Annotated in this window: 22 protein-coding genes; 12 read left to right on the top strand and 10 right to left on the bottom strand. The window is 70.7% G+C overall.

Annotation, left to right across the window (positions count from 1 at the left end):
* Nucleotides 1-18: 18 nt before the first annotated feature.
* Nucleotides 19-1,074, top strand: coding sequence for a family 43 glycosylhydrolase (locus Microterr_RS12790; RefSeq protein ID WP_263797546.1), 1,056 nt, complete (start codon nucleotides 19-21; stop codon nucleotides 1,072-1,074).
* Between the two features lie 9 nt (nucleotides 1,075-1,083).
* Here the strand turns inward: Microterr_RS12790 and Microterr_RS12785 are convergent, their stop codons facing one another.
* Nucleotides 1,084-1,287 carry a hypothetical protein gene (locus Microterr_RS12785; protein WP_263797547.1) on the bottom strand — a complete coding sequence of 68 codons (204 nt, stop codon included), beginning with the start codon at nucleotides 1,285-1,287 and terminating at the stop codon, nucleotides 1,084-1,086.
* A 10-nt stretch (nucleotides 1,288-1,297) separates the two neighbouring features.
* A complete protein-coding gene (nhaA, locus tag Microterr_RS12780) occupies nucleotides 1,298-3,184 on the bottom strand; it encodes a Na+/H+ antiporter NhaA (RefSeq protein ID WP_263797548.1) in 1,887 nt (628 codons plus the stop codon).
* 186 nt (nucleotides 3,185-3,370) lie between these two features.
* Here nhaA and msrA point away from each other — a divergent pair, with 186 nt between their 5' ends.
* Nucleotides 3,371-3,919, top strand: a complete 549-nt coding sequence (gene msrA, locus Microterr_RS12775) for a peptide-methionine (S)-S-oxide reductase MsrA (protein ID WP_263797549.1) — start codon at nucleotides 3,371-3,373, stop codon at nucleotides 3,917-3,919.
* Here the strand turns inward: msrA and Microterr_RS12770 are convergent.
* From Microterr_RS12770 to Microterr_RS12760, 3 genes are all read right to left on the bottom strand, one after another.
* Nucleotides 3,898-4,203, bottom strand: a complete 306-nt coding sequence (locus Microterr_RS12770; protein WP_263797550.1) for an NIPSNAP family protein — start codon at nucleotides 4,201-4,203, stop codon at nucleotides 3,898-3,900. The two genes, msrA and Microterr_RS12770, sit on opposite strands and share 22 nt — an antisense overlap.
* 8 nt (nucleotides 4,204-4,211) lie before the next feature.
* Complete coding sequence (locus tag Microterr_RS12765) at nucleotides 4,212-4,658, bottom strand: rhodanese-like domain-containing protein (RefSeq protein WP_263797551.1); 447 nt, start codon at nucleotides 4,656-4,658, stop codon at nucleotides 4,212-4,214.
* Nucleotides 4,659-4,792: 134 nt separating this feature from the next.
* Nucleotides 4,793-5,851, bottom strand: coding sequence for an ABC transporter permease (locus Microterr_RS12760; protein WP_263797552.1), 1,059 nt, complete (start codon nucleotides 5,849-5,851; stop codon nucleotides 4,793-4,795).
* A 67-nt stretch (nucleotides 5,852-5,918) separates the two neighbouring features.
* Between Microterr_RS12760 and Microterr_RS12755 the strand changes: the two genes are divergently transcribed.
* The 6 genes from Microterr_RS12755 to Microterr_RS12730 all read left to right on the top strand — a co-directional run bounded on the left by Microterr_RS12755 (nucleotide 5,919) and on the right by Microterr_RS12730 (nucleotide 13,043).
* Nucleotides 5,919-6,515, top strand: coding sequence for a TetR/AcrR family transcriptional regulator (locus Microterr_RS12755; protein ID WP_263797553.1), 597 nt, complete (start codon nucleotides 5,919-5,921; stop codon nucleotides 6,513-6,515).
* Between the two features lie 137 nt (nucleotides 6,516-6,652).
* The gene (locus Microterr_RS12750) at nucleotides 6,653-8,809 is read left to right on the top strand and encodes a glycoside hydrolase family 36 protein (RefSeq protein WP_263797554.1); all 2,157 of its coding nucleotides are present in this window, start codon (nucleotides 6,653-6,655) and stop codon (nucleotides 8,807-8,809) included.
* 23 nt (nucleotides 8,810-8,832) lie between these two features.
* On the top strand, nucleotides 8,833-10,158 hold the full coding sequence (locus Microterr_RS12745) for an ABC transporter substrate-binding protein (RefSeq protein WP_263797555.1): 1,326 nt from the start codon (nucleotides 8,833-8,835) through the stop codon (nucleotides 10,156-10,158).
* A 58-nt stretch (nucleotides 10,159-10,216) separates the two neighbouring features.
* Nucleotides 10,217-11,155: a carbohydrate ABC transporter permease gene (locus Microterr_RS12740; RefSeq protein ID WP_263797556.1), complete on the top strand. Its 939-nt coding sequence runs from the start codon at nucleotides 10,217-10,219 to the stop codon at nucleotides 11,153-11,155.
* A complete protein-coding gene (locus tag Microterr_RS12735; protein WP_263797557.1) occupies nucleotides 11,152-12,000 on the top strand; it encodes a carbohydrate ABC transporter permease in 849 nt (282 codons plus the stop codon). Before Microterr_RS12740 ends, Microterr_RS12735 begins: the two co-directional genes overlap by 4 nt.
* Before the next feature lie 32 nt (nucleotides 12,001-12,032).
* Complete coding sequence (locus Microterr_RS12730; RefSeq protein WP_263797558.1) at nucleotides 12,033-13,043, top strand: LacI family DNA-binding transcriptional regulator; 1,011 nt, start codon at nucleotides 12,033-12,035, stop codon at nucleotides 13,041-13,043.
* Between the two features lie 197 nt (nucleotides 13,044-13,240).
* Here the strand turns inward: Microterr_RS12730 and Microterr_RS12725 are convergent, their stop codons facing one another.
* Complete coding sequence (locus tag Microterr_RS12725; RefSeq protein ID WP_263797559.1) at nucleotides 13,241-13,456, bottom strand: PLDc N-terminal domain-containing protein; 216 nt, start codon at nucleotides 13,454-13,456, stop codon at nucleotides 13,241-13,243.
* A 160-nt stretch (nucleotides 13,457-13,616) separates the two neighbouring features.
* On the opposite strand from Microterr_RS12725, the gene efeU reads away from it, so the two are divergent.
* The 4 genes from efeU to Microterr_RS12705 are packed head-to-tail and all read left to right on the top strand — an operon-like array spanning nucleotide 13,617 to nucleotide 17,338.
* A complete protein-coding gene (gene efeU / locus Microterr_RS12720) occupies nucleotides 13,617-14,561 on the top strand; it encodes an iron uptake transporter permease EfeU (protein WP_263797560.1) in 945 nt (314 codons plus the stop codon).
* Complete coding sequence (gene efeO, locus Microterr_RS12715) at nucleotides 14,558-15,787, top strand: iron uptake system protein EfeO (protein ID WP_263797561.1); 1,230 nt, start codon at nucleotides 14,558-14,560, stop codon at nucleotides 15,785-15,787. The genes efeU and efeO overlap by 4 nt, the downstream gene beginning before the upstream one ends.
* Nucleotides 15,784-17,118 (top strand): iron uptake transporter deferrochelatase/peroxidase subunit, encoded by a 1,335-nt coding sequence (gene efeB / locus Microterr_RS12710; RefSeq protein WP_263797562.1) that lies wholly within the window; start codon nucleotides 15,784-15,786, stop codon nucleotides 17,116-17,118. Before efeO ends, efeB begins: the two co-directional genes overlap by 4 nt.
* Nucleotides 17,119-17,146: 28 nt before the next feature.
* Nucleotides 17,147-17,338, top strand: coding sequence for a hypothetical protein (locus Microterr_RS12705; protein ID WP_263797563.1), 192 nt, complete (start codon nucleotides 17,147-17,149; stop codon nucleotides 17,336-17,338).
* 457 nt (nucleotides 17,339-17,795) lie between these two features.
* Here the strand turns inward: Microterr_RS12705 and Microterr_RS12700 are convergent, their stop codons facing one another.
* The 4 genes from Microterr_RS12700 to Microterr_RS12685 form a co-directional block, all read right to left on the bottom strand.
* The gene (locus Microterr_RS12700; RefSeq protein ID WP_263797564.1) at nucleotides 17,796-18,635 is read right to left on the bottom strand and encodes an SDR family NAD(P)-dependent oxidoreductase; all 840 of its coding nucleotides are present in this window, start codon (nucleotides 18,633-18,635) and stop codon (nucleotides 17,796-17,798) included.
* Nucleotides 18,635-20,032 carry a pyridoxal phosphate-dependent decarboxylase family protein gene (locus Microterr_RS12695; protein ID WP_263797565.1) on the bottom strand — a complete coding sequence of 466 codons (1,398 nt, stop codon included), beginning with the start codon at nucleotides 20,030-20,032 and terminating at the stop codon, nucleotides 18,635-18,637. Before Microterr_RS12695 ends, Microterr_RS12700 begins: the two co-directional genes overlap by 1 nt.
* Nucleotides 20,029-21,756, bottom strand: a complete 1,728-nt coding sequence (locus Microterr_RS12690) for an amidase (RefSeq protein WP_263797567.1) — start codon at nucleotides 21,754-21,756, stop codon at nucleotides 20,029-20,031. Before Microterr_RS12690 ends, Microterr_RS12695 begins: the two co-directional genes overlap by 4 nt.
* A 78-nt stretch (nucleotides 21,757-21,834) precedes the next feature.
* Nucleotides 21,835-22,869, bottom strand: a complete 1,035-nt coding sequence (locus Microterr_RS12685; RefSeq protein ID WP_263797568.1) for an agmatine deiminase family protein — start codon at nucleotides 22,867-22,869, stop codon at nucleotides 21,835-21,837.
* Between the last annotated feature and the right edge of the window lie 61 nt (nucleotides 22,870-22,930).

The raw sequence follows: 22,930 nt of genomic DNA, 5'->3' as shown, positions 1-22,930 counted from the left end.
CATCGAACGGAATCCGCAGTGACCCTCTCTCCCCGCACCACGATCACGCCCGGCCAGGTCTGGCTCGACACCGCAGGCGAGCGCATCCACGCCCACGGGGGCTCGGTCATCGCCGTCGGCGACCGCTTCTACTGGTACGGCGAGAACAAGGAGTTCTCCACGCCCGGCAGCGGGATCTGGCACTGGGGCGTGCGCGCGTACTCGTCGACCGATCTGTGCAACTGGCAGGACGAGGGCGTCATCATCCCGCCCGACGAGGACGACGAGGAATCCCCGCTGCACCCGGCCCAGCTGCTCGACCGGCCGCACATCGTCTACAACGCCGAGACGCGGAAGTACGTGTGCTGGGTGAAGGTCATGACCAAGGGCTCGATCCAGCGCTCCACCGTGCTCGTCGCCGACGACATCCTCGGTCCGTACGAGATCGTGCGCACCTGGCTGCGCCCGCTCGACATGAGCGCGGGCGACTTCGACCTGGTGGTCGACCCGCACGACGGCAAGGGGTACTACTACTTCGAGCGGGTGCACTCCGAGATGATCTGCGCCGACTTGACCACGGACTACACCGGCGTCACCGGCTACTACTCGACGCACTTCCCGCAGCCGCAGCCGCCGTTCGTACGCGAGGCGCCGGCGTATTTCGCGCGCGACCGCAAGCACTACCTGCTCACCTCGGGGACCACCGGCTACTACCCGAACCCGTCGGAAGCGGCCGTCGCTCACTCGTACCACGGGCCGTTCACGGTGCTCGGAGACCTGCACCCGAGCGACTCGTCGCGCACGTCGTTCCACTCGCAGATCTCGTCGGTGTTCCGACACCCCGGCAAGAAGGACCTCTACATCGCGATCGCCGACCGCTGGCTGCCGTCGTACCTCGCGCACGGCGAGCGGGCCCACCAGGCGTTCGTGGAGCACTTCGCGCCGGGGCGCGACGGCGATGAGCCGATGGAGGAGTTCGCCGAGGTGAACACCTCGCTCGCCGACTACGTATGGCTGCCGATCTCGTTCGACGGCGACCGGCCCGTCATCGCCTGGCGGGACGAGTGGAGCCCCGACGAGTTCGAGGACGCGTAGCGGCCCTGGCTACTCGGCCGCGGCGTGGGTCCCGGTCTCCGGCAGGCTCTTCACCTCGACCGGCACGGACTTCGTGACCATGACGGCGGTCGTGCTGGAGAGGGTGTGCTCCCGCAGCGCGTGGAGCACGGCCTGGCGGATCGTCCAGTACAGGACGATGACGGTGATCATGGCCCCCAGCACCCACCAGACGATCGCGTAGAAGATGTCCATGGCGTCGAGATTAGCGGTGGCCGGCGGGCGCGCCGTCGACCGTCTCGGCGCCCAGTGCGCGGATCAGCGACTGCGCGTCGTACGGGCCGGTGTGCCTGCGGCCGTTGATGAACAGCGTGGGCACCGCCGTGATCCCCATGGCCTCCGCGTCGAGCATGTCGTCGCGGACCCGCCCTGTGACCTCCGGCGCGGTCAGGTCGCGCTCGAACTTCTCGACGTCCAGCCCGAGCTCGCGCGCCAGGCGCACGATGTCGGAGGGCCGCTGGTTCTCCTGGTCGGCGAACAGCCCCCGCTCGAACTCGAAGAACTTGCCCTGCAGCGAAGCCGCCTCCGCTGCCTCGGCGCCGGCGAGCGCGTTCGGGTGGAACTCGGTCAGCGGTGCGTGCCGCCAGATGTAGCGGAGTCGATCGCCGAGCACCTCGTGCACCTCCTGGATCGAGCCGGAGGCCTTCAGGCAGAAGCCGCACTGGAAGTCGCCGTACTCGACGATCGTGTACGGGGCGTCCATGGCGCCGAACACGTGGTCGCGCTTCGCGTCGACCGGGCGCGCGAGCGTCTGCCCTGCGTCGACGTCGGGGCGCATCGCATCCGACACCCGGAAGATCACCGTCGCGATGACGAACGCGATGACGGATGCGGCGAGCACCCCCACCCGGGCCTCGTTCTGGACCGCGGCGTCGTCGATGGCGATATCGACGATGAACAGCGAGATCGTGAAGCCGATGCCGCACAGCGCCGACCCGCCGGCGATGCGGTCGAGCGTGAGCCCTGGCCCGAACTCGCCGAGGCGCAGCAGGCGGAGGACGGCCGCTGACCCGAACACGCCGATGAACTTGCCGGCGACCAGCCCGGCGACGATGCCCCAGGTCACCGGCGACCGGACCGCGCTGGCCAGGATCTCCTGGTTGATCACGACGCCCGCGTTCGCCAGCGCGAACAGGGGGAGGATCACATACGCCACATACGGCGCGTAGGCGGACTGCAGTCGCTCGTTGATCGAGATGGATTCGCGCAGGCTGTTGGCGGCCGCGCGGGCGTACTCGGTGTTCGGCGACTGGCGGAACGTGCGGGCGAGGTCCAGGGCGTGCTCGACGTCGCGCCGATCGGGCCGGTACACCGGCACGAGCAGGGCGATCGCCACGCCCGCCAGGGTGGGGTGCACGCCGGAGGCGAGGAACGCGAGCCACACGATGACCGCGAGGGTCGCGTAGACGGGTCCGCGTCCGCCGCGGAGATAGCGCGTGAAGTAGACGCCGGCGAGGCCCAGGGCGGCGATGACGAGCGGCAGCGGCGAGAAGCTCTCGGTGTAGACGAGCGCGATGATGCTGAGCGCGCCGATGTCGTCGACGACGGCGAGTGCGAGGAGGAACACCCGGAGGCGGCCCGGCACCCGCGGCCCGATCAGCGCGAGCGCCCCGACGAGGAAGGCCGTGTCGGTCGAGATGACGACGCCCCACGCGTTCGCGTGACCGGATCCGGCGGCGATCAGGACGAAGAGCAGAGCGGGGACCGCGAGACCGGCGACGGCGGCGATGACCGGCACCATCGCCCTCGACCAGCTGGTCAGCTCGCCGATCGCGAACTCGCGCCTCACCTCCAGGCCGACCGTGAAGAAGAAGATCGCCATCAGGGCGTCGTTCACGAGCGCGTGCAGGGTGAAGTCGAGATGCAGGTCGCCGACCCCGACGGTCAGGTGCGTCTCCCAGAAGGTCGAGTACGACCCGGACGACACATTCGCCCACACGATGGCCGCCACCGTCGCGAGCAGGAGCAGCAGAGCGCCGATCCTGCTCTGCCCCATCGCGCGGATGCGCGAGGCGATGGATCGGCGCTCCCGTGCCCGCGCGTCGACCTGCTCAGGGTCGGGGGAGCGCTGGATGAGCGTCAGGTTCACCATAGATCCGCATTCTGCTGGACCTGCCGCGCAGCGACAACCCGGCCGACCGGAGAAGGACTCACAGGCGCCTCCCAGCCAGCAGGGAACCAATCGGGACCGGCATCCGTTCTCCTCTATGGCGCGGCAGCCGGCCGCGTCGGGCTACGGTGAAACCGCGAGCCGCCCGACCACTCAGGAGAACGCATCATGACCGACACCGGATCCATCACCCGTACGCCCGGCACCGAGACCGCGGTGCTCGCGGGAGGCTGCTTCTGGGGCATGGAAGACCTCATCCGTCGCCAGCCCGGCGTGCTCGACACGCGCGTCGGCTACACGGGCGGGCAGAACGACCACGCCACGTACCGCAACCACCCGGGTCACGCCGAGGCGGTCGAGGTCGTGTTCGACCCCGCCGAGACCACGTACCGCGACATTCTGGCCTTCTTCTTCCAGATCCACGACCCGTCGACCCTGAACCGTCAGGGCAACGACATCGGGTCGAGCTACCGCTCGGCGATCTTCCCGCTCTCGGCGGAGCAGGCCGAGGTGGCCCGTGACACGATCGCGGACGTCGACGCGTCGGGCCTCTGGCCCGCGAAGGCCGTCACCACGATCGAGCCCGAGGGTCCGTTCTGGGAGGCCGAGCCGGAGCACCAGGACTACCTGGTGAAGTACCCCAACGGCTACACCTGCCACTTCCCCCGGGCCGGCTGGGTGCTGCCCGCGCGGGATCAGGCGAACAGCGGCGTCTGAAACCGGCGCTCGTAGCGGCGGATGCACTGCGTGCGGCGCGCGAACTCGAACGCCCGCACGCAGTCGCGGTCGGTCCGCGACGCCTCGCGGTACACCTCGTACTCCGCGAGCGAGGGGAACGTGAAGAGCGCGAACGCCTCGTCGCTGTCGCCTTCGCTGGGTAGGAAGTAGCCGTGGTGCGTCCCGCCGAAGCGGGGCACCAGCCGGATCCACTCTCTGGCGTACTCGGTGAATTCCGCGAGCTTGTCCGGATCGATCTCGTAGCGCAGGTGGATGGTGATCATGGCCGGGGTCAGCAGGAGCAGCTGATCGCGTCGAGCGGAGCGGTGAGCGCATCCTTCGCCCGGGCGATCGGGCCACGGTCGTCCTCGGTCGGGTACCCCTCGCGCGCCCAGTACTCGAAGCCGCCGATCATCTCCTTGACCTGGTAGCCCAGGCGCGCGAACTCGAGCGCGGCGCGGGTGGCGCCGTTGCAGCCGGGGCTCCAGCAGTAGACGACCACCGGCATGTCGAGCGGTATCTCGTCGGCGGCGCGGGCCGCGATCTCGCGCGTGGGCAGGTGCACGGCGCCGGTGGCGCGGCCCTGGTTCCACGCCACGGCGGCGCGGGAGTCCACGAACACGAAGCGGGCGCCCGCCTCGATGTCGGCGTGCACGTCCGACGGGTCGGTCTCGAACGCGAGCTTCGCGCTGAAGTGGGCGACGGCTTCGGCCGTGGGGATGCTGGTGGCGCTGGTCATGTGTCGAGTGTGGAGGATGCGCGCGTGCTGTCACGACGATCCGGTGGCCGCACGGCATCCCTGTCCGGATCGCTCGCAACGATGGCAGGGCGCCTCCGTCCGGAAGCGCCCTGCCATCGAGGGATGCTCGTCGCCTACGCGCCGCTGGCGGGCAGCTCTTCCTCGAGGGCGTCGATGTGCACGACCTCGCGGTTGCGCCAGTGGCCGAGCGCGCTCAGCAGCACGCCCGCGATCGCCCATGCGCCGAGCACGAGCCAGGGCTGCGTCATGTCGGCGGCCGGGAAGTAGCTCAGGTCGCGGATGAGGGTGGCTGCGGCGCCCGGCACGAAGTACTGGCCGATCTGCCCCCACGGGCCCACCAGGAACTGCGCGGGCATTGCTGCGGCCGAGATCGGGTTGCCGACGAGCATCGTGAGGATCGCGCCGACCGCGATGCCGGGAGGGCCGATCAGGGCGTTCATGCCCACGATGAACGACGCCGTGCCGAGCATCGCCAGGGAGAGGCCGGTTGCCAGCGCGAGGAAGTCGCCGGGCAGGATGCCGAACCAGGTGTGCGCGATCAGGGTCACGAGCGTGCCGGCGGCCACCGCGTAGACGGCGAGCGCGGTCAGGCGCCGGGCGACGCCGGCCACGAGCAGGGAGATGAGGATGCCGCCCAGCATCCCGCCCAGCACGATCGGGAAGCCGATCGCGACGAGCCCCGATCCATTCGGGTCTTCATCGACGAGGGGCACGACGTCCGTGACCGCGACGGTGACGGAGGTCGGGTCCTGGCCCGCTGCGGCGAGCTGGGCCGAGACCTGAGCCTGCAGGGTGCCCGCCAGCGAGCGGAGCATCGTCGCGACGGCGGGGCTCGCGGCGCTGGCGACGATCACCTCGGGCTCGGTGCCGACGACGACGGCGCCGTACAGCTTGCGCTGCTCGATGGCGTCGACGGCCTCGTCGCGGGTGTCGTACGTGGTGGTGTCGAAGACGCCGTCGGCGTGCTCGTCGAGCGCGGATTCGACCTGGCTCGTCGCCTGCTCAGGGCCGACGAGCCCGAGGGGGACGTCCTTGGCCTCGGCGGTCACGACCGGCCAGAGGAAGGCGAGGACGATGACGGCGACGGCGATGGCGGCGGCGGCGGAGATCGCGATGGCGGCCGGCCAGCGCGTGACGAAGCGCCCGGTTCGCGGGGTGGTGGGCTCGGACACGACAACTCCTAAAAACAATGACCGTTCTGTTTGCTCCATCACTATACAGAACAGTTACTCTGTTTGGGTGCCGAAACTGACCGATGCCTCCGCGCAGGCCCGCCGAGACGAGATCGTGGCCGCTGCCGTCCGCGTGATGGGACGCAACGGGGTGGCTCACACGTCGATGGCCGACATCTCCGCCGAGTCGGGCCTGTCGAGCGGATCGATCTACTCGCACTTCGCCAGCAAGGGCGAGATCACCGCGCAGGCGGCCGACGCGATCATCGGCCGCCGCGCGGCCGGTGTCTTCGCGGCTGTGGAGAGCGGGCAGCCGCTCCCGCCCCGTGAGGTGCTTGCGCTGATGCTGTCGGCCATGGGTGACGAGGAGGTCCCCGTGATGCTGGTCGTGCAGCTGTGGGGGGAGGCGGCCGTGGACCCGGAGATCCGCGCGGTCGTGCATGGGGCTCTCGAGCGCGTCAGGAAGATGAGCGCCGGAGCCATCCTGCCCTGGGTGCGGGCGACGCAGCCCGACCTCGACGAGGCCGCCGCCGAGCGTCGGGCCGACCAGCTCGCCACCTCGATGGTCGGCGTGGCGCAGGGCTACATCGCGCGCCGTGCGCTGTTCCCCGACACCCCCTCGTTCCTCGAGTACGCCGAGGGAGCGCACGCGGCCCTGGGGTGAGGCTGGCCGTCAGGCCGCTCGCCACTGTCGCGCGATGACGACTTGGGCGCTGTCTGATAGCGGTTTCAAGGGGTGCTTGATAGCGGTTTCAGATTCGTGTACGGTCGCATCTTGAAACCGCTATCAACGGAGACGCGATGACAAGTCAGGCCCTGTCGACGGAGACCACCGAGGTCACGTCGTTCGTGTGGGGAAGCCCCCACCTGGAGCTGACCTTTGCATGGACGCCGGATGCGCCGGTGTGGTTGGCGGGCGCGATCGTCGGAGGTCGCAGCATCCGCTTCGCGCGCATCCCGCTCGTCGAACTCGTCACGGCATCGGGCGGGCACACGCCCGCGTCCGATCGGCTCGCGCATTCCACGGTCGGTGCACGGCTTCGCCACATCGAGCATCGCGAAGTGGTGGCCGATGCGGGCCGGGTACTTGTCATCGCGCAGTCCGACGGCGACCTCGAGGTCGTGATCCGGCTCGAGATGCTCGGCGCCGCCGCCGTCCGCTCGCAGGTCACCGTCGCCAACCGAGGCGCGGGTACCGCGGTGCTCCGATCCGTCTCATCGTGGACTCAGTGCTTCACCGACGTGGACGCCGACGCCGATCCGCTCAGCGGGTGGACCCGCATCACCGGTCGCAGCGATTGGCTGGGTGAGGGGCGATGGGAGCGCGAGAGCCTTCGGGGTGACGACTTCCCGCGGCTCGCAGAACACCTCACCGGCCACAACCCCCGCGGCTCTCTCGCCGTGACCTCCGACGGCACCTGGTCGACGGGTCGATCGCTTCCGACCGCGGCCCTCGAGCGCGACGGACTCGCGATCGCCTGGCAGATCGAGCACAACGGCGCATGGCGGTGGGAGATCGGCGAGGACACGACCGGCGGCTACATCTCGCTCTCGGGGCCGACCGATTCCGATTCGGCCTGGACCCTGCCGCTGGGCGCGGGCGCGAGCTTCACCTCGGTTCCTGTGACGGTCGCGTACGCCACCGACGCGACCGAGGCGTTCGCGGCACTCACCGACCACCGGCGTGCGGCGCGTCGCCCCCATCCCGACAACTCGGCGCTCCCGGTCGTCTTCAACGACTACATGAACACGCTCAACGGCGACCCGACGACCGAGAAGCTCCTTCCGCTGGTCGCCGCGGCCGCCGAGATCGGCGCGGAGATCTTCTGCATCGACGCCGGCTGGTACGACGACAGCGGGCACTGGTGGGACAGCGTCGGCGAATGGCGTCCGTCCACCACCCGCTTCCCCGGCGGCCTCGCCGAGGTCGTCGACGCGATCCGCGACGCGGGCATGGTGCCCGGCCTGTGGCTCGAGCCCGAGGTGATCGGCGTCCGCAGCCCGATGGCGACGCGCCTGCCGGACGACGCCTTCTTCCAGCGGCACGGCGTGCGCATCGTCGAGCACGATCGATATCACCTCGACCTCCGCCATCCCGCCGCGATCGCCCACCTGGATGAGGTCGTCGACCGGCTCGTCGCCGAGTTCGGGATCGGCTTCTTCAAACTCGACTACAACATCAACCCCGGCCCGGGCACCGACGTCGATGCGCCGAGCGTGGGCGCAGGACTGCTCGACCACAACCGTGCGCACCTCGCCTGGCTCGACGGGGTGCTCGACCGGCATCCCGACCTCGTGATCGAGAACTGCGCGTCCGGTGCCATGCGGATGGACTTCGGGATGCTGTCGCGCCTGGCCATGCAGTCCACGTCCGACCAGCAGGACTTCGCCAAGTACCCGCCGATCGCCGCATCGGCGCCGCTGTCGATGCTCCCTGAGCAGGCGGCGAGCTGGGCATACCCCCAGCCCGACATGACGGCGGAGGAGGTGGCGTTCTGCCTGGTCACAGGACTCCTCGGCCGCTACTACGTCTCCGGCCACCTGAACGAGATGGATGCGGTTCAGCGCGCGCTCGTCGCGGAGGCAGTCGGCGCGGCCAAGCAGCTGCGCGGGTCGGTCAGCGCCGGGCACGCGCACTGGCCGCTCGGCCTGCCCGCCTGGGACGCGCCATGGGTCGCCCTCGGCGTGAGCGGCGATTCGGACGACATCGTGTCGATCTGGCGCCGCGGTGGATCGGGCTCGACGACGCTCGCCCTCCCGCATCTGGCGGGGCGTGAGATCGCCGTCTCGACCGTCTTCCCGCAGCACCTCCCCGAGTGGCAGTCCGAGTGGGACGCCACGACAGGGACCCTCACCGTACACGCGACCGATGCCACCATCGCCGCGCGTACCCTCCGCCTCGCCATCAGCCCGAACCGGCCGGCGCAGGGGACAGCAACACCCAACCGATCAGAATGATCACACCAAGAAGGAGCAATTCAATGAAGAAGCGGTTCCGCGCGGCGGGTCTTCTCGCCGCCACTGCAACAGCCGCCCTCGTGCTGTCCGGGTGCTCCGACCCGGGCGCCGGAGGCACCGAGAGTTCCGCCCCCGCCGCATGGCCCGCCCAGGACACCAGCCTGGACGGCGTCAGCCTGACGGTCTGGGCGGCGCAGAACTCGAACAAGATCCCCGACAGCGTCGTGGCCGGCTTCGAGGAGCTGACCGGCGCGAGCGTCGAGGTCGTCACGATCCCCGACCCGTACGAGCAGAGCGTGCAGACGAAGGTCGCCTCGGGGGACAAGCCCGACCTGGCCTTCTGGCAGCCGACAGCATCCATGCTCACGGCGCTGAACGCGTCGACCAACCTGCAGTCGCTCGACGGAGCTCCGTTCATCGACAGCTACAAGTCCGAGCTGCGCGACATCACCGGGATCCTCGACGACACCCGCTACGCCGCGCTGATCACCACCCCGGCGGTCGAGGGCGTCTACTACAACAAGCAGGTGTTCGCCGATGCGGGGATCACCGATCTGCCCGCGAACTGGGACGAGTTCCTCGAGGTCGCACGGTCGCTGAAGTCCGACGGCGTGACGCCCTTCTTCGACTTCGGCGGCGGGACTCCCTGGGCGACCCAGTGGTGGGTGCAGGTGCAGCTCGCCGACGCGGCGAAGGACGGCCTGTGGGACCGTGTCAACGCCGGTGAGGAGAAGTTCACCGACGAGACGATCCAGGGTGCGATCGACGAGTACGACAGCCTGATCAAGGAGGGGCTGTTCAACGAGAACCTCAAGACGGCGACCTTCGAGGACCAGGGTGCGGCCCTGCTCTCGGGCGACGCGGCCATGGCGGTGCAGGTCAACTCGTTCTTCGGTCAGCTGCAGTCGCTGGCGGACACGGCCGAGCTGGACGAGAAGATCGGGTTCTTCCCGATCTCGCCGAGCGGCAACGTCGGTACCTTCATCCCGGACCAGTCCAACGCGCTCGTCGCCTTCAAGACCGGCGACGCGACCCGTGAGGCCGCTGCCCGCCAGCTGCTGACCTACTGGCTGGGCGACGGCTACGGCGACTTCGTCGAGGCGCAGTCGACGCCCTCGCTGCAGGACGGGGTCGACACCCCGGCCGGCGTGCCGCAGGCGCTGCTCGACGTGAGCGCCTCGCTCTCCGACTCGGTCGGCTCCATGCAGGCGCTCGCGATCGTGAACCCCGATCTGTACCTCAACCTCGGCGACATGATCCAGGGCACGAAGTCGACCGCCGAGGTCGGGCAGACGACGCAGGACCAGTTCGCCCAGCTCGCGCAGGCCATCGGCGCCAGCGGCTTCTGATCACCACCGGGGGTGCCGGCGTCCGCGCCGGCACCCCCCCTCTGGAAGGCACATCCCCATGACGACCACGCTCGGACTCTCCCGGGGCGCTGCGCACGCGCAGGGCATCGCGGAGTTCGCACCCAGTCGCCGAGGGAAGAAGGATCACCCCCTCTGGTTCCTGATCCCCGCGCTCGTGGTGCTGGTGGTCTTCTTCTTCATCCCCACCCTCTTCAACTTCATCTATGCGTTCACCGACTGGTCGAGCTTCAAGACGGACATCAACTTCGTCGGCGCACAGAACGTCACGCAGCTGTTCTCGAACGGCACCCTGCTCAACCGGCTCTGGATCACGCTCACGTACGCGGTGCTGGTGGCCATCTTCCAGAACGTCTTCGGCCTCGCCCTCGCCCTGCTGCTCGAGCGCGACACCGCGATCAACCGCGCGGTCCGGGTCGCCTTCTTCATCCCCGTGATCATGTCGGCCCTCGCCGTCGGGTACGTGTTCCAGGCGCTGCTCAAGCCGGAGGGGGCGGTCAACGGCATCCTCGGCTTCTTCCTCGGCCACCCCGTCGAGATCGCGTGGCTCGGCAGCACCACGTGGACGATCGTCGTCGTCGCGCTCATCCACGCGTGGAAGTGGATGGGACTGTCGATGCTGATCTACCTCGCGGGGCTCAAGACCATCAGCCAGGACGTGATCGAGGCGGCCCGCCTCGATGGAGCCGACTGGTGGACGACGTTCCGCAGCATCCGCTTCCCGCTGCTCGCCCCCGCAGTCACGTTCAACGTCGCCACGGCGCTGCTCGGCTCGATGAACGGGTTCGACATCGTGCAGGCGACCACCGCCGGCGGCCCGGGCGGCACGACCGAGCTCGTCAACATCTTCATCTTCCGCACCTTCGGCCAGGGGCTGTTCGCGCAGGCGACCACGATGAGCCTGGTGCTCTTCCTGATGGTCGCGGTGCTGGCCTTCCCCGTCATCCGGATGCTCCGCAAGCGAGAGGACGTGCTGTGAACGCCGCCGTCGCCACCCGCCGTCGCTTCCACCTCGGTCGCGTGCTGCAGCCCACGGCAGCCATCCTCTCTGCGATCGTGCTCCTGGGCATCCCCTTCTGGGTCGTGCTGGTCACCGCATCCAAGGATCAGGCGGGCGCGCTCAACCCGAACCTCGAGCTGCCGGACCAGTGGCACCTGTTCGAGAACTTCGCGACCGTCTTCACCGACGGCAGGATGCTGGCCGCCTTCGGCGGAAGCGTGCTCGTGATGGTGCCGTCGGTCCTCGGGGTCCTGATCCTCGGCTCGATGGCCGCGTGGATCCTCGGCCGCCGGAGCTCTCGAGCGCTCGCGTTCGTCTATGCGCTGGCCATCAGCGGGATCGTGCTTCCGCCGGCAGTCGTGACCATCGTGCTGCTGCTGCGACAGCTCGGTCTCGCGGGCACGCCGGTCGGCATGATCGGCGTCTACATGGGCATGTACCTGTCGACGGTGATCTTCTTCGTCACCGGATTCGTGCGCACGATCCCGATCGAGCTCGAGGAGGCGGCGCGGGTCGACGGAGCATCACCGGTGCGGGTTTTCCTCACGATCATCCTGCCGCTGCTGATGCCCGTGCTGGCGACCGCGACCATCCTGATCTGCCTGTACATCTGGAACGACGTGTTCTACGCGCTGTTCGTCGTGGGGGGACGCCTCGACACGCTGCCGCTCAACCTCTACCAGGTCGCGAGCTCGGGGCTCTACCTTCAGAATTGGCACCTGATCTTCGCCTACATCATCCTGATGAGCCTGCCGCTGCTGATCACCTTCATGGTCGCGCAGCGCAAGATCATCTCGGGGATCACCAGCGGGGCCGTCAAGTGACCGCGACCCGCGAGCGGAACACGAGAACGAGAATGACCACACCGTCGAAGGCGGCGACCATCGCCGATGTCGCCGCGCGCGCGGGCGTGTCCGTGCCCACGGTCTCTCGGGTGCTGACGGGTGCGGCGCGGGTCACGCCGGAGAAGCGCGAGCGCGTCGAGCAGGCGATCGTCGAGCTGAGCTTCCGGCCGAGCGCCGCGGCCCGGGTGCTCGCGTCCCGCAAGGCCCAGGTGATCGCGGTGATCGCGGGCGACACCTCCCGCTACGGTTACGCCGAGACGATCCGCGGAATCGAGGAGGGTGCGCGCGCCGAGGGGTACACCGTGATGATCACGGTGGTCGAGAGCCCCGATGAGGACGAGATCGACCGTGCCATCGCGGCGACCCTCTCGCAGCCGCTGGCGGGCGTGGCTGTGCTCAAGTTCGACCCGCCCGGCGTCGCCGCGCTGCAGCGCGTGCCCGACGATCTGCCGCTCGTGGTGCTGTCGGGGGTGCGCGACACGAGCCTTCCCCAGGCGGTGCTCGACGAGACACGCGCGGCCGAAGAGCTCACCGACTACCTGCTCGGTCTCGGCCACGCGACGGTGCACCATGTGCGCATCCCGCCCTCCCGCAAGGAGGACGGCCGGACCACCGGCTGGCGTCGTGCGCTCCGCCGGGCCGGCGCGCCGATCCCTGAGCCGCTCGACGCCACCTGGGAGCCCAAGAGCGGGCAGGCTCTCGGCGCGGTCCTGGCGGCTGATGAGGGTGTCACCGCCGTCTTCTGCGGGAACGACGAGATCGCGATGGGCGTCATCAGCGGCCTCACCCGCGCCGGGCGCCGCGTGCCGGAGGACGTCTCCGTCGTCGGCTTCGACGACCACCCGCTCGCCGAGATGTGGACGCCGCCTCTGACCACCGTGGATCAGGACTTCGCGGGCATGGGCCGCCGCGGATTCGAGCTGCTCCTCGCCGAGATCCGCGGCGAGCCGGGCAAGCAGTTCTCGTCCGAGCGACCGCGCCTCATCGTGCGCGAGAGCGCGGGGCGCGTGGGCGGCGCCTGACGCTCTGTGTGAGGCCGCGGCATCGTGTGCTCGCCGGAATTCAGGTGCCTCAGCATCCTGCGCCGTCGGTTCACCCCTCGTTCGTGAGGAGAATCGGCGAACCGAGGACGTGCGGCCGCCCGAACGTCCTCACTTCGCCGAAACTACTCGGCAGTGAGGGGGATCCGCCGGCGCCTGAGCTACTCGCCGCGGGAGCCTCAGCTCTTGCGGGAGAACAGGAAGTACGCCGCCGGCCCGAACCAGTTGATCAGGATGACGGGGATCCAGGCCGGCTTCGGGCCCTTGATCTGATCGGCCGGCCGGTTCGCGAGGTCCCAGAACGCGAGGAACGCGAAGGCCGCCTGGACGATGCCGAGGATGCCCAGGCCGATCCGGGCCGGGACGGGGGTTTCGGAGAGGTCGCGACGCGTCATGGTCATATCCTGCCCCGACGGCGCGGGGACGGCCAGCGGTGCGCGGGTTTGAGTCGCACGGGGATCGAGTACTAGGGTTGCCAGGTCAGGTTCGCCTTACCTAACTGCAGTCGTCGCTCTGCAGCCGCCACTCCGTTCTTCCGTCACCCGAGGTTCCCCCGTGCTCGCCACCTTCCTGATCGGCCTCCGCGAGGGCCTCGAGGCCGCCCTGGTCGTCGGCATCCTGGTGGCGTACCTCACCCGCGTGGGCCGACGTGATGTTCTTCCCCGCCTCTGGGCGGGCGTCGGCCTGGCCGTCGCGCTCGCGGTCGTGATCGGCGCGGTCCTGACCTTCGGCGCGTACGCGCTCACCTTCGAGGCGCAGGAGATCATCGGCGGGACGCTGTCGCTCGTCGCGGTCGCGATGGTCACCTGGATGATCTTCTGGATGCAGCGCACCGCGCGCACGCTGAAGAGCTCGCTCGAGGGCGGGCTCGACCGGGCGCTCGCCGTCGGCGGGCTCTGGGGCATCGTGCTCATCGGGTTCGTGTCGGTCGCCCGTGAGGGCGTCGAGACGACCCTGCTGCTGTGGTCGATGGTGCAGTCCTTCGGCGACGCGCCGGCGGCCCTCGTCGGGGCGCTCCTGGGGCTGGGGGTCGCCGTCCTGCTCGGCTGGCTGCTCGCCCGGGGCATGCTGCGACTGGACCTCCGCGTCTTCTTCGGCTGGACCGGCGCGTTCCTGGTCATCGTCGCCGCGGGGGTGCTCGCCTACGCCATCCACGACCTCCAGGAGGCCGGGGTCCTGCCAGGGCCGTTCACCGCCGCGGCCCCGATCGACCCTGCAACCGGCGCCGTCGCCATCGGCTGGGCCGCGTTCCCCTTCGGCTGGGCCTTCGACGTGTCGGCCGTCATCACGCCGGGCAGCCCGCTCGCCGCGGTGCTGCAGGCGACGGTCGGCTTCATGCCGCGGATGAGCTGGCTGCAGGTCGTCGCATGGACCCTGTACGTCGGAATTGTCGGCACCCTCTTCATCCGCGGCCAGCGTCGACCGCAACCCGCGCGGGCACCCGAGGCCCTCGTCCGGGAAGCACCCGTTCCCACCGCCTCGCAGCAAGGAGCAGCATGACCCCGCACCGCACCCTCACCGCCTTCGCCGCGCTGGGCGTGGCCGCACTCGCCCTGGCCGGATGCGTCGCCAAGAGCGATGTGGCAGCATCCGACGCCCTCACCGTCTCGTCGACCGACTCGGCGTGCGAGGTCTCGGCCGCGGACGCCACCAGCGGCACGCTGACGTTCGACGTCGCGAATGACAGCTCTGAGGTGACCGAGTTCTACCTGCTCGCCGACGACGGGCTGCGCATCGTGGGCGAGGTCGAGAACATCGCACCCGGGGCCTCCCGCACGCTGACCGTCGTGGCGCAGCCGGGCGAGTACTACACGCTCTGCAAGCCGGGCATGGTGGGCGACGGGGTCGGCAAGACGGCGTTCTCGGTGTCGGGCGACCGCGTCGAGGCGACGGGTGACGACGCCGAGCAGAAGCAGCAGGCCGTCGACCTGTACGCCGCCTTCGTGAAGGATCAGGTCGAGCAGCTGCAGCCTGCCGTGCAGGAGCTCGTCGACGCGTACGAGTCGGGCGACGACACGGCAGCGCAGGAGCAGTTCCCGCAGGTGCGCGCCTACTACGAGCGCATCGAGCCGGTGGCCGAGTCGCTGGGCGACCTCGACCCGCGCATCGACTATCGCGAGGTCGACGCCGTGGCGGAGGGCCTCGACTGGACCGGCTTCCACCGCATCGAGAAGGACCTCTGGGTGCCGGCGGACGACGCGCTCAACGCCGACGGGGAGACACCCGCCTGGCAGGGCTGGCAGCCCTCGACCGCCGACGAGCGGGCCGCGTTCGGCGACCAGCTCGTCGCCGACGTGCAGGAGCTGAACGACTACGTGCACTCCGACGAGTTCCAGGCCGCCCTCGACGCCCAGGGCGTCGCGGGTCTCTCGAACGGCGCCATCGCCCTGCTCGACGAGGTCGCCACCGGCAAGATCTCCGGCGAGGAGGACTGGTGGTCGGGCACCGACCTCTGGGACTTCGCCGCGAACGTCGAGGGATCGAAGATGGCGTTCTCGCTCGTGAGCGACTTCGCCGCCTCGCAGGGCGACGAGGGCCAGGCGCTGGTCGATGACATCACGGCCGGCTACACGGACCTCGAGGCCGCGCTCGCTCAGCGCGGTTCGCTCGCCGACGGCTTCGTGAACTACCGTGAGCTCACCGACGACGACAAGCGCGAGCTCACCGACCTCATCAACGCCCTGGCCGAGCCGCTGTCGCAGCTCACCTCGACCGTCCTGGAGTGACCACGAGTTCCGACCCATCGACAGGCTCAGCGGACGGGCGACCGGCCGCTGAGCCTGCCGACGCGCCCGCCGGCCTCAGCCGCCGCGGGCTGCTCGGGCTGGCGATCGGGGCCGGCGCGGCCGGTGTCGCCATCGGCGCGGGCGCGGGAGCGGCGGCCGGCGTCGCGGTCGGGCGTGCCAGGGAGCGGGATGCTGCCGCCACCCCGTACGCCTACTTCGGCGCGCATCAGGCCGGCATCACGACCCCCGTGCAGGACCACCTGCACTTCGCGTCGTTCGACATGATGGCCCGCACCGGCCGCGATGACCTCGTCTCGCTGCTGCAGGACTGGTCCTACGCCGCCTCCCGCATGACCCAGGGTCTCGATGTGAGCGCGACCGGGGCCGTCGGCGGATCGCCCGAGGCTCCTCCCGACGACACCGGCGAAGCGCAGGGGCTCGCGGCCAGCGGCCTGACGATCACCTTCGGCTTCGGCCCGACGCTGTTCCAGACGGCCGACGGCGAGGACCGCTACGGTCTCGCCGCGCGGCGGCCCCCCGCCCTGGAGCGGCTGCCCGCCTTCCTCGGCGACGACCTCGACCCCGGTGCCTCAGGCGGAGACCTCTGCATCCAGGCGTGCGCCGATGACCCGCAGGTCGCGGTCCACGCGATCCGCAACCTCAGTCGTATCGCGTTCGGGCGTTCACGGCTGCGGTGGTCGCAGCTCGGCTTCGGGCGCACCTCGCGGACGACCGCCGCGCAGGCGACCCCGCGCAATCTGTTCGGCTTCAAGGACGGCACCGCCAACATCCTCGCGTCCGACACCGCCGCGCTCGACGACCACGTGTGGGTCGCCGGTTCGGACGAGCCCGCCTGGCTCGCCGGCGGCTCGTACCTCGTGGCGCGCAAGATCGCGATGCTCATCGAGACGTGGGACCGCGTGCGCCTCGCCGAGCAGGACCGCATCATCGGCCGTGATAAGGGCGAGGGGGCGCCGCTGTCCGGTGGCGACGAGTTCACGGAGCCCGACTTCTCCGCGACGGATGCTGCCGGCTCGCCGGCGATCGACCCGGCGAGTCACGTGCGGCTGGCGCACCCCGACGGCAACGGCGGCATCCGCATCCTCCGCCGCGGATACAACTACGTCGACGGCAACACCGACCTCGGCCGCCTCGACGCCGGCCTGTTCTTCCTCTCCTACCAGCGCGCGCCCGAGCAGTTCGTCACGCTGCAGCGGGCGCTGTCCACCGACCTCATGGCCGAGTACATCCGGCACATCGGCTCCGGCATCTGGGCGATCCCGCCCGGCGCCGAGCCCGGCTCGTACGTCGGAGCTCCCCTGTTCGCCTGAGGGCTCGCCGATGCGCGACAGTGGGCCCATGAGCGTGCCCACCGTCCTGTTCGTCTGCGTCCACAACGCCGGACGCGCGCAGATTGCCGCCGGCTTCCTGCGGACGCTCGCGGCGACCGGATCGAGGGCCGGGCAGGGGATCGAGGCGGTCCGGCCCATCCGCGACGAAATCAGGGCCAGGGTCGAGGCGCTCATCGCGAGCCTGGACCCGGCGGCCTGACCGCTGGACGACATTGCCCTCGGCATGAGGTGGCAGTCGTGGTCGCCCGTAGCGGGCGCAGCGGCATGAACTGACCCCTGAAATCCGGGCGGCCACGGTGATGTGGCAGTTGTTGCCGCATGTCACGGGTGCAGCGGCACGAACTGACACCTGACCTGGGAGCGAGGACGGACAGAGGGATGCTGTCGCCCCGCGACACGCGCTCGTCCCTCAGCGCGCGCGGGCGAGCGCCCTGAGCCAGTCCGCGAAGCGGCCGTCCGGCAGGGGCGGCGGCACCGGTGCAGGGTCGGGCGTGGCCGCGATGCCCTGATCAGCAGTTCATCGAGCTGCCGGTGTGGTCGCGATGACCCGCATCCCTCCGGTGCCGGGTCTCGAGCCGGCGTTCGAGGTCGGCGTCGACCTGGCGCGGCGGGTCAGGTACACGGCGTACCGGGTGACCTGACGCACGTCGGGCGCGCTAGCCGCGCCCGACGAAGTGGTCCATCGACGAGTAGACCTTGAACACGCGGCCGGCCACCGCATCCCATGCCCTGGTGGGAAGGACGCCGCGCAGCGCCATCGCGAGCTTCACCGTCCACGGGCGCATGACCATCGGGGTGCCGCGGACCATGCCGCGCCAGGCGGCGTCGGTGGCCTGCTCCGGCGTCATGATCGGGGTGAGCAGCGGGCCGCGCGCACCCTCGAACATGCCGGTGGAGATGTAGCTCGGGCAGAACGTCGTGACGGCGATGTGGCGATGGCCCGCCCTGGCCAGTTCGAGCCGGACCGACTCGCTCCAGCCGATCAGCGCCCACTTCGACGCCGCGTAGACGCTCATGTTCGGGTTCGCGAGCGTGCCCGCCGCCGACGCGATGTTGAGCACCCGCTGCGGGCGGCTGCGGTCGGCGATCATGGCGGGGAGTACCTCGCGCGTCAGCCACATGGGCGCGAGCGTGTTGATGCGCATCGTCAGGTCGGTGTCGCGCTCGGAGTCGTGCTCCCAGAACGGCGCACCCCGGACGATCCCGGCGTTGTTGATCAGGATGCGGGGCGCTCCGAGATCCGCGACGACCCGCGCGGCCGCGGCGCGCACGGCGGCGAGGTCCGACACGTCGACGCCGTAGGCGCGGGCGTCGACGCCCGTCGTCGAGAGCTCCGCGGCCAGCGCGGAGGCGCGCTCCTCGTCGACGTCCCACAGTGCGATGGCGCGGGCGCCCTCGCGTGCGGCGCGGCGGGCGTACAGCTCGCCCATGCCGCGGGCGGCACCGGTGATGAGCACCGTGGCGCCGCGGATGGGGTCGATGGCAGGTCTCGGCATCAGGCCATTGTGTCGAGGATCGCGGTGAGGTGCTCGAACGTCGTCCGCGGGTTGAGGATCGCGAAGCGGGCGTTCGTGCGGCCGCGGTGGCTGCTGGGCACAACGAAGGCGTGCTGTCCGTCGAGCAGCCGCGACGACCACGCGTCGTAGTCGGCCTTGGCCCAGCCATCGCGCTCGAACACGACGACGCCCAGCTGCGGGCGGCGCACGAGGGTCAGGTCGGGGCGGCGCTCGATCTCGTCGGCGATGCGTGCGGCCAGATCGACCGAGGCGGTGATCGCCTCGCGGTACGCGCCGGCGCCGTATGTGGCGAGCGAGAACCACAGCGGCAGCCCGCGCGCGCGGCGGGTCAGGTGCGCGGCGTAGTCGGACGGGCTCCAGTCGCTCGTCTCGGTGAGCGTGTCGAGGTACTCGGCGTGCTGGGTGTGGGCGCGGCGGCCGAGCTCGGGGTCGCGGTAGATCAGCGCGCACGCGTCGAACGGGGCGAACAGCCACTTGTGCGGGTCGACGACGAGCGAGTCGGCGTGCTCGACGCCCGCGAACAGGTGGCGGGTGCGCGGCGACAGGGCGGCGGCGAGTCCGTACGCGCCGTCGACGTGCAGCCAGAAGTCGTAGTCGGCCTTGAGCGCGGCGATGCCGGCGAGGTCGTCGACGATGCCGAAGTTCGTCGAGCCCGCTGTCGCGACGACCGCGAAGACGCTGTCGCCGTGCTCGGCGAGGGCGGCGGCCACCGCATCCGCGCGCAGCACGCCGTCGTCGCCCGCGGGGACGGCCACGACGTCGACGTCCATGACGCGCGCGGCGGACGCGATCGACGAGTGCGCCTCCGCGCTGCACACCACGCGCCACCGGTCGGGCCGGGCTCCGCCGGCCGGTTCCTGAGCTTGTCGAAGGGCGCTGTCCTGAGCCTGCCGAAGGGCGCGAGCCGCGACCAGCGCGGACAGGTTGCCGAGCGTCCCGCCCTGCACGAACACCCCGCCGGCCGACGCGGGCAGTCCGAACTCGGCGGCGAGCCATCGCAGCACCTCGTTCTCGGCGTGCACCGCCCCCGCGCCCTCGAGCCACGAGCCGCCGTAGAGCGCGCTCGCCGAGACGACGACGTCGAACGCGGCGGCGGCCTTGGACGGCGCGGACGGGATGAACGACAGATACTGCGGGTCGTCCGTCGAGATGCACGCGGGCGCGAGCACGTGCTCGAAGACCGAGATCGCCTTGCGGGCGCCGATGCCCTCCTCCCCGATGGTGCGGCCGGCCAGTCGGGCCAGCTCGGCGGGGGGCAGCGGCTTGTCGAGCGGGGTGTCGCTCGACAGCAGCCGGTTGCGCGAGTAGTCGAGCACCAGGTCGACGATGGCGGTGGTCTCGTCGGACACCTCGTGCATGCGGGCCGGGTGGGTCATCGGATGCTCCGGGATTCGGGGTTCATGCGCGGGGTGCGCGGGGGTGCGGTGCGCCGCACGCCGGTCGCCTCGAAGGCGGCGGCGAGCTGCAGCAGGGCGGAATCGTCGTAGGCGCGGCCGGCGAACGTCAGGCCGACCGGCATCCCGATGTCGGTCATCGTGCCCATCGGCACGGTGACCGTGGGGATGCCCAGGTGGCGGATCGCGAGGTTGCCGTTCGCGATCCAGACCCCGTTGCGCCAGCCGAGGTCGGCGGAGGCCGGGTTCACGTCCATGTCGGCGGGGCCGACGTCGGCGACGGCGGGGAAGGCGACGGCGTCGAGGCCGAGCTCCTCCAGCCACGCCTCGAGGTCGACCCGGCGGGTGCGCTCGAGGCCCGCGAGACCCGCTTCCAGCTCGGGCATGTCGCGCCACGGGGTGGCGCCGGGGTGGTCGCGCACCCACCCCGGGTACTCGGCGATGTCGTCGTCGAAGCCCGTGTAGCGGTCGGGCAGGGCGCCCGCGGGGTGCGGGAAGATGCTCGCGCCGTCCACGCCGTCGAGCGAGGGCAGGCCGGGGTCGCCGTTCGCGCGCAGGAAGTCGTCCCACGCCCAGGCCGACAGGTCGACGATCTCGCGGTGCAGGAACTCGGGCGACACGAATCCGCGGGTGGTGACGGTCGGCGCACCCGGGCGGTCTCCCTCGTAGTTGGACACCACGGGGAAGTCGACCTCGAGCACCTCGGCTCCGGCCTCCTCGAGCGAGCGGCGCGCCGCATCCCACAGCGCGATGATCGACGCGCGCGTGTCGATGCGCTGCCCGGTCGGGCCTCCGATACCCGGATGCTGCGCAGTGCCGGCCTCGTCGTCGGCGTTGATGTACATGCGGGGCACGCCGATGCGCCGCCCGCGCAGCGACGCCGTTCCGGCGAGCTCGGGGTAGGACGACGGGCGCACCTCGGACGAGCGCGGGATCTCGACCCACGGCTGCGCGCGCCAGAAGTCGCCGCGGGAGTCGGTGTCGTCGGCGACGATCACATCGAGCACCTCGAGCAGGTCGGCCATCGTGCGGGTGTGCGGCACCACCACGTCCATCGTGGGCACGAGCGGCCAGTTGCCGCGCACCGAGATCACGCCCCGCGACGGGGTGTACGCGCACAGGGCGTTGTTGCTGGCGGGCCCGCGGCCGCTCGACCAGGTCTCCTCGCCGAGGCCGAACGCCGCGTAGCTGGCGGCGGTGGCCGTGCCCGAGCCGTTGGACGACCCCGAGGCGAACGGCGCGGTCAGGAAGTCCGCGTTGTAGGGGCTCTCCGCCCGCCCGTAGACGCCCCGCTGCATGCCGCCGTTGGCCATCGGCGGCATGTTGGTCAGGCCCAGGCAGACGGCGCCGCCTGCGCGCAGGCGCTCGATGGTGAAAGCGTCGCGCTGCGCGACGAGGTCGGCGAAGGCCGGGCTGCCGGCCGCGGCGGTGAGACCGCGGACGAGGTAGCTGTCCTTCGCCGTGTACGGGATGCCGTCGAGGGGCCCGAGTGTCGCTCCGGCGGCGCGCCGGGCGTCGGATGCGGCGGCCTCGGCCCGTGCGTCGGGGTTCGCGACGACGACCGCAGTGAGGCTGGTGGCCGTCCCCGCCGGGTCATAGGCCGCGATCCGCGCGAGGTACTCGTCGACGAGCGCGACGGCGGTGGTCTCGCCCGCCTCGAGCGCTGCCCGCAGCTCGGCGATGGTGGCCTCCACGACGTCAAACATGATGCCTCCGATCGACGGCAGCTGCGCCGGTTCCTGAGGAGGCCGCGCAGCGGCCGTCTCGAAGGGCCACGACGTCGATCATCGTGCGTCCAGGCTCGGCTGCTGCTGCGTGATGCAGTGGATCCCGCCGCCGCGGGCGAAGATGGGGCGCGCGTCGACGGTCGTCACCTCGCGCCCCGGATACGCCTCCGCGAGGATGCTGCGGGCCGCAGCATCCGCCCGCTCCTCGCCGAAGCCGCACGCGATCACCCCGCCGTTGACGACGTAGTGGTTGACGTAGCTCCAGTCGACGACGCCCTCGCTGTCGCGGAGCGTCTCCGGGGCGGGGAGATCGATGATCTCGAGGCGGCGGCCAGCGGCGTCCACCTGGTCGGCCAGCAGCGCGCGCAGCTCGAGGGACACGGCGTGGTCGGGGTGGGCGGCATCGCGCTGCTCGTGCAGGAGCACGCGTCCGGGCGAGGGCATCGCGGCCACGATGTCGACGTGCCCGTTCGTGCCCATGTCGTCGTAGTCGCGGGTGAGGCCGCGGGGGAGCCAGATCGCGTGGGTGGTGCCGATCGTCCGGGCGAGCTCCGCTTCGACGCGCGCCCGGTCGGCGAACGGGTTGCGCCGAGGGTCGAGCTGCACGGTCTCGGTGAGCAGCACGGTGCCCTCGCCGTCCACGTGGATGCCGCCGCCCTCGTTCACGAGCAGCGAGCTGACGAGGTCGGCTCCGACCTCAGCGGCGATGAGGCGGGCGTGCGCGGCGGAGAGCTGCCACTGCGCCCACTCCGGCGCGCCCCACCCATTGAAGATCCAGTCGACCGCGCCCAGGCGGCCCGTCTCGTCGTCGATGACGAACGTGGCGCCGTGGTCGCGCATCCAGAATTCGTCGACCGGCGCCTCGATCAGCTCGACCTCGCTCGGCAGCATGCGCCGTGCGCGGGCGGTCTCGCTGGGATCGACCAGCATCGTGAGCGGCTCGAACGCGGCGACGGCGGTCGCGACGGCCGCCCAGGCGGCGTAGCCCTCCTCGCGGAGCGCTGCCGTGTCGCCGAGCGTGAGGCCCTCCCGGGGGAAGGCCATCCAGGTGCGGTCGTGGGGCGCGGTCTCGGCCGGCATGCGCCAGGTCATCGCGTTCTCCTCGGTGCTGAGGTAGGTTATTGATCAATTGACCAACAAGACACGAGGGTAC

The sequence above is a fragment of the Microbacterium terricola genome (assembly GCF_027943945.1).
In the GTDB taxonomy this organism is placed as follows: domain Bacteria; phylum Actinomycetota; class Actinomycetes; order Actinomycetales; family Microbacteriaceae; genus Microbacterium; species Microbacterium terricola.
The sequence above is the reverse complement of the archived record's forward strand: the minus strand, read 5'-3'. Positions and strand labels throughout refer to the sequence as shown.

Bases quoted from the DNA above. Each gene is read 5' to 3' on its own strand.
- Microterr_RS12750 (WP_263797554.1), top strand. From the start codon at position 6,653: ATGACAAGTCAGGCCCTGTCGACGGAGACCACCGAGGTCACGTCGTTC.
- Microterr_RS12770 (WP_263797550.1), bottom strand. From the start codon at position 4,203: ATGATCACCATCCACCTGCGCTACGAGATCGATCCGGACAAGCTCGCG.
- Microterr_RS12785 (WP_263797547.1), bottom strand. From the start codon at position 1,287: ATGGACATCTTCTACGCGATCGTCTGGTGGGTGCTGGGGGCCATGATC.
- Microterr_RS12685 (WP_263797568.1), bottom strand. From the start codon at position 22,869: ATGACCTGGCGCATGCCGGCCGAGACCGCGCCCCACGACCGCACCTGG.
- Microterr_RS12730 (WP_263797558.1), top strand. From the start codon at position 12,033: ATGACCACACCGTCGAAGGCGGCGACCATCGCCGATGTCGCCGCGCGC.
- Microterr_RS12700 (WP_263797564.1), bottom strand. From the start codon at position 18,635: ATGCCGAGACCTGCCATCGACCCCATCCGCGGCGCCACGGTGCTCATC.
- Microterr_RS12725 (WP_263797559.1), bottom strand. From the start codon at position 13,456: ATGACGCGTCGCGACCTCTCCGAAACCCCCGTCCCGGCCCGGATCGGC.
- Microterr_RS12765 (WP_263797551.1), bottom strand. From the start codon at position 4,658: ATGACCAGCGCCACCAGCATCCCCACGGCCGAAGCCGTCGCCCACTTC.
- Microterr_RS12745 (WP_263797555.1), top strand. From the start codon at position 8,833: ATGAAGAAGCGGTTCCGCGCGGCGGGTCTTCTCGCCGCCACTGCAACA.
- msrA (WP_263797549.1), top strand. From the start codon at position 3,371: ATGACCGACACCGGATCCATCACCCGTACGCCCGGCACCGAGACCGCG.
- Microterr_RS12690 (WP_263797567.1), bottom strand. From the start codon at position 21,756: ATGTTTGACGTCGTGGAGGCCACCATCGCCGAGCTGCGGGCAGCGCTC.
- Microterr_RS12705 (WP_263797563.1), top strand. From the start codon at position 17,147: ATGAGCGTGCCCACCGTCCTGTTCGTCTGCGTCCACAACGCCGGACGC.
- efeO (WP_263797561.1), top strand. From the start codon at position 14,558: ATGACCCCGCACCGCACCCTCACCGCCTTCGCCGCGCTGGGCGTGGCC.
- Microterr_RS12695 (WP_263797565.1), bottom strand. From the start codon at position 20,032: ATGACCCACCCGGCCCGCATGCACGAGGTGTCCGACGAGACCACCGCC.
- nhaA (WP_263797548.1), bottom strand. From the start codon at position 3,184: ATGGTGAACCTGACGCTCATCCAGCGCTCCCCCGACCCTGAGCAGGTC.
- Microterr_RS12740 (WP_263797556.1), top strand. From the start codon at position 10,217: ATGACGACCACGCTCGGACTCTCCCGGGGCGCTGCGCACGCGCAGGGC.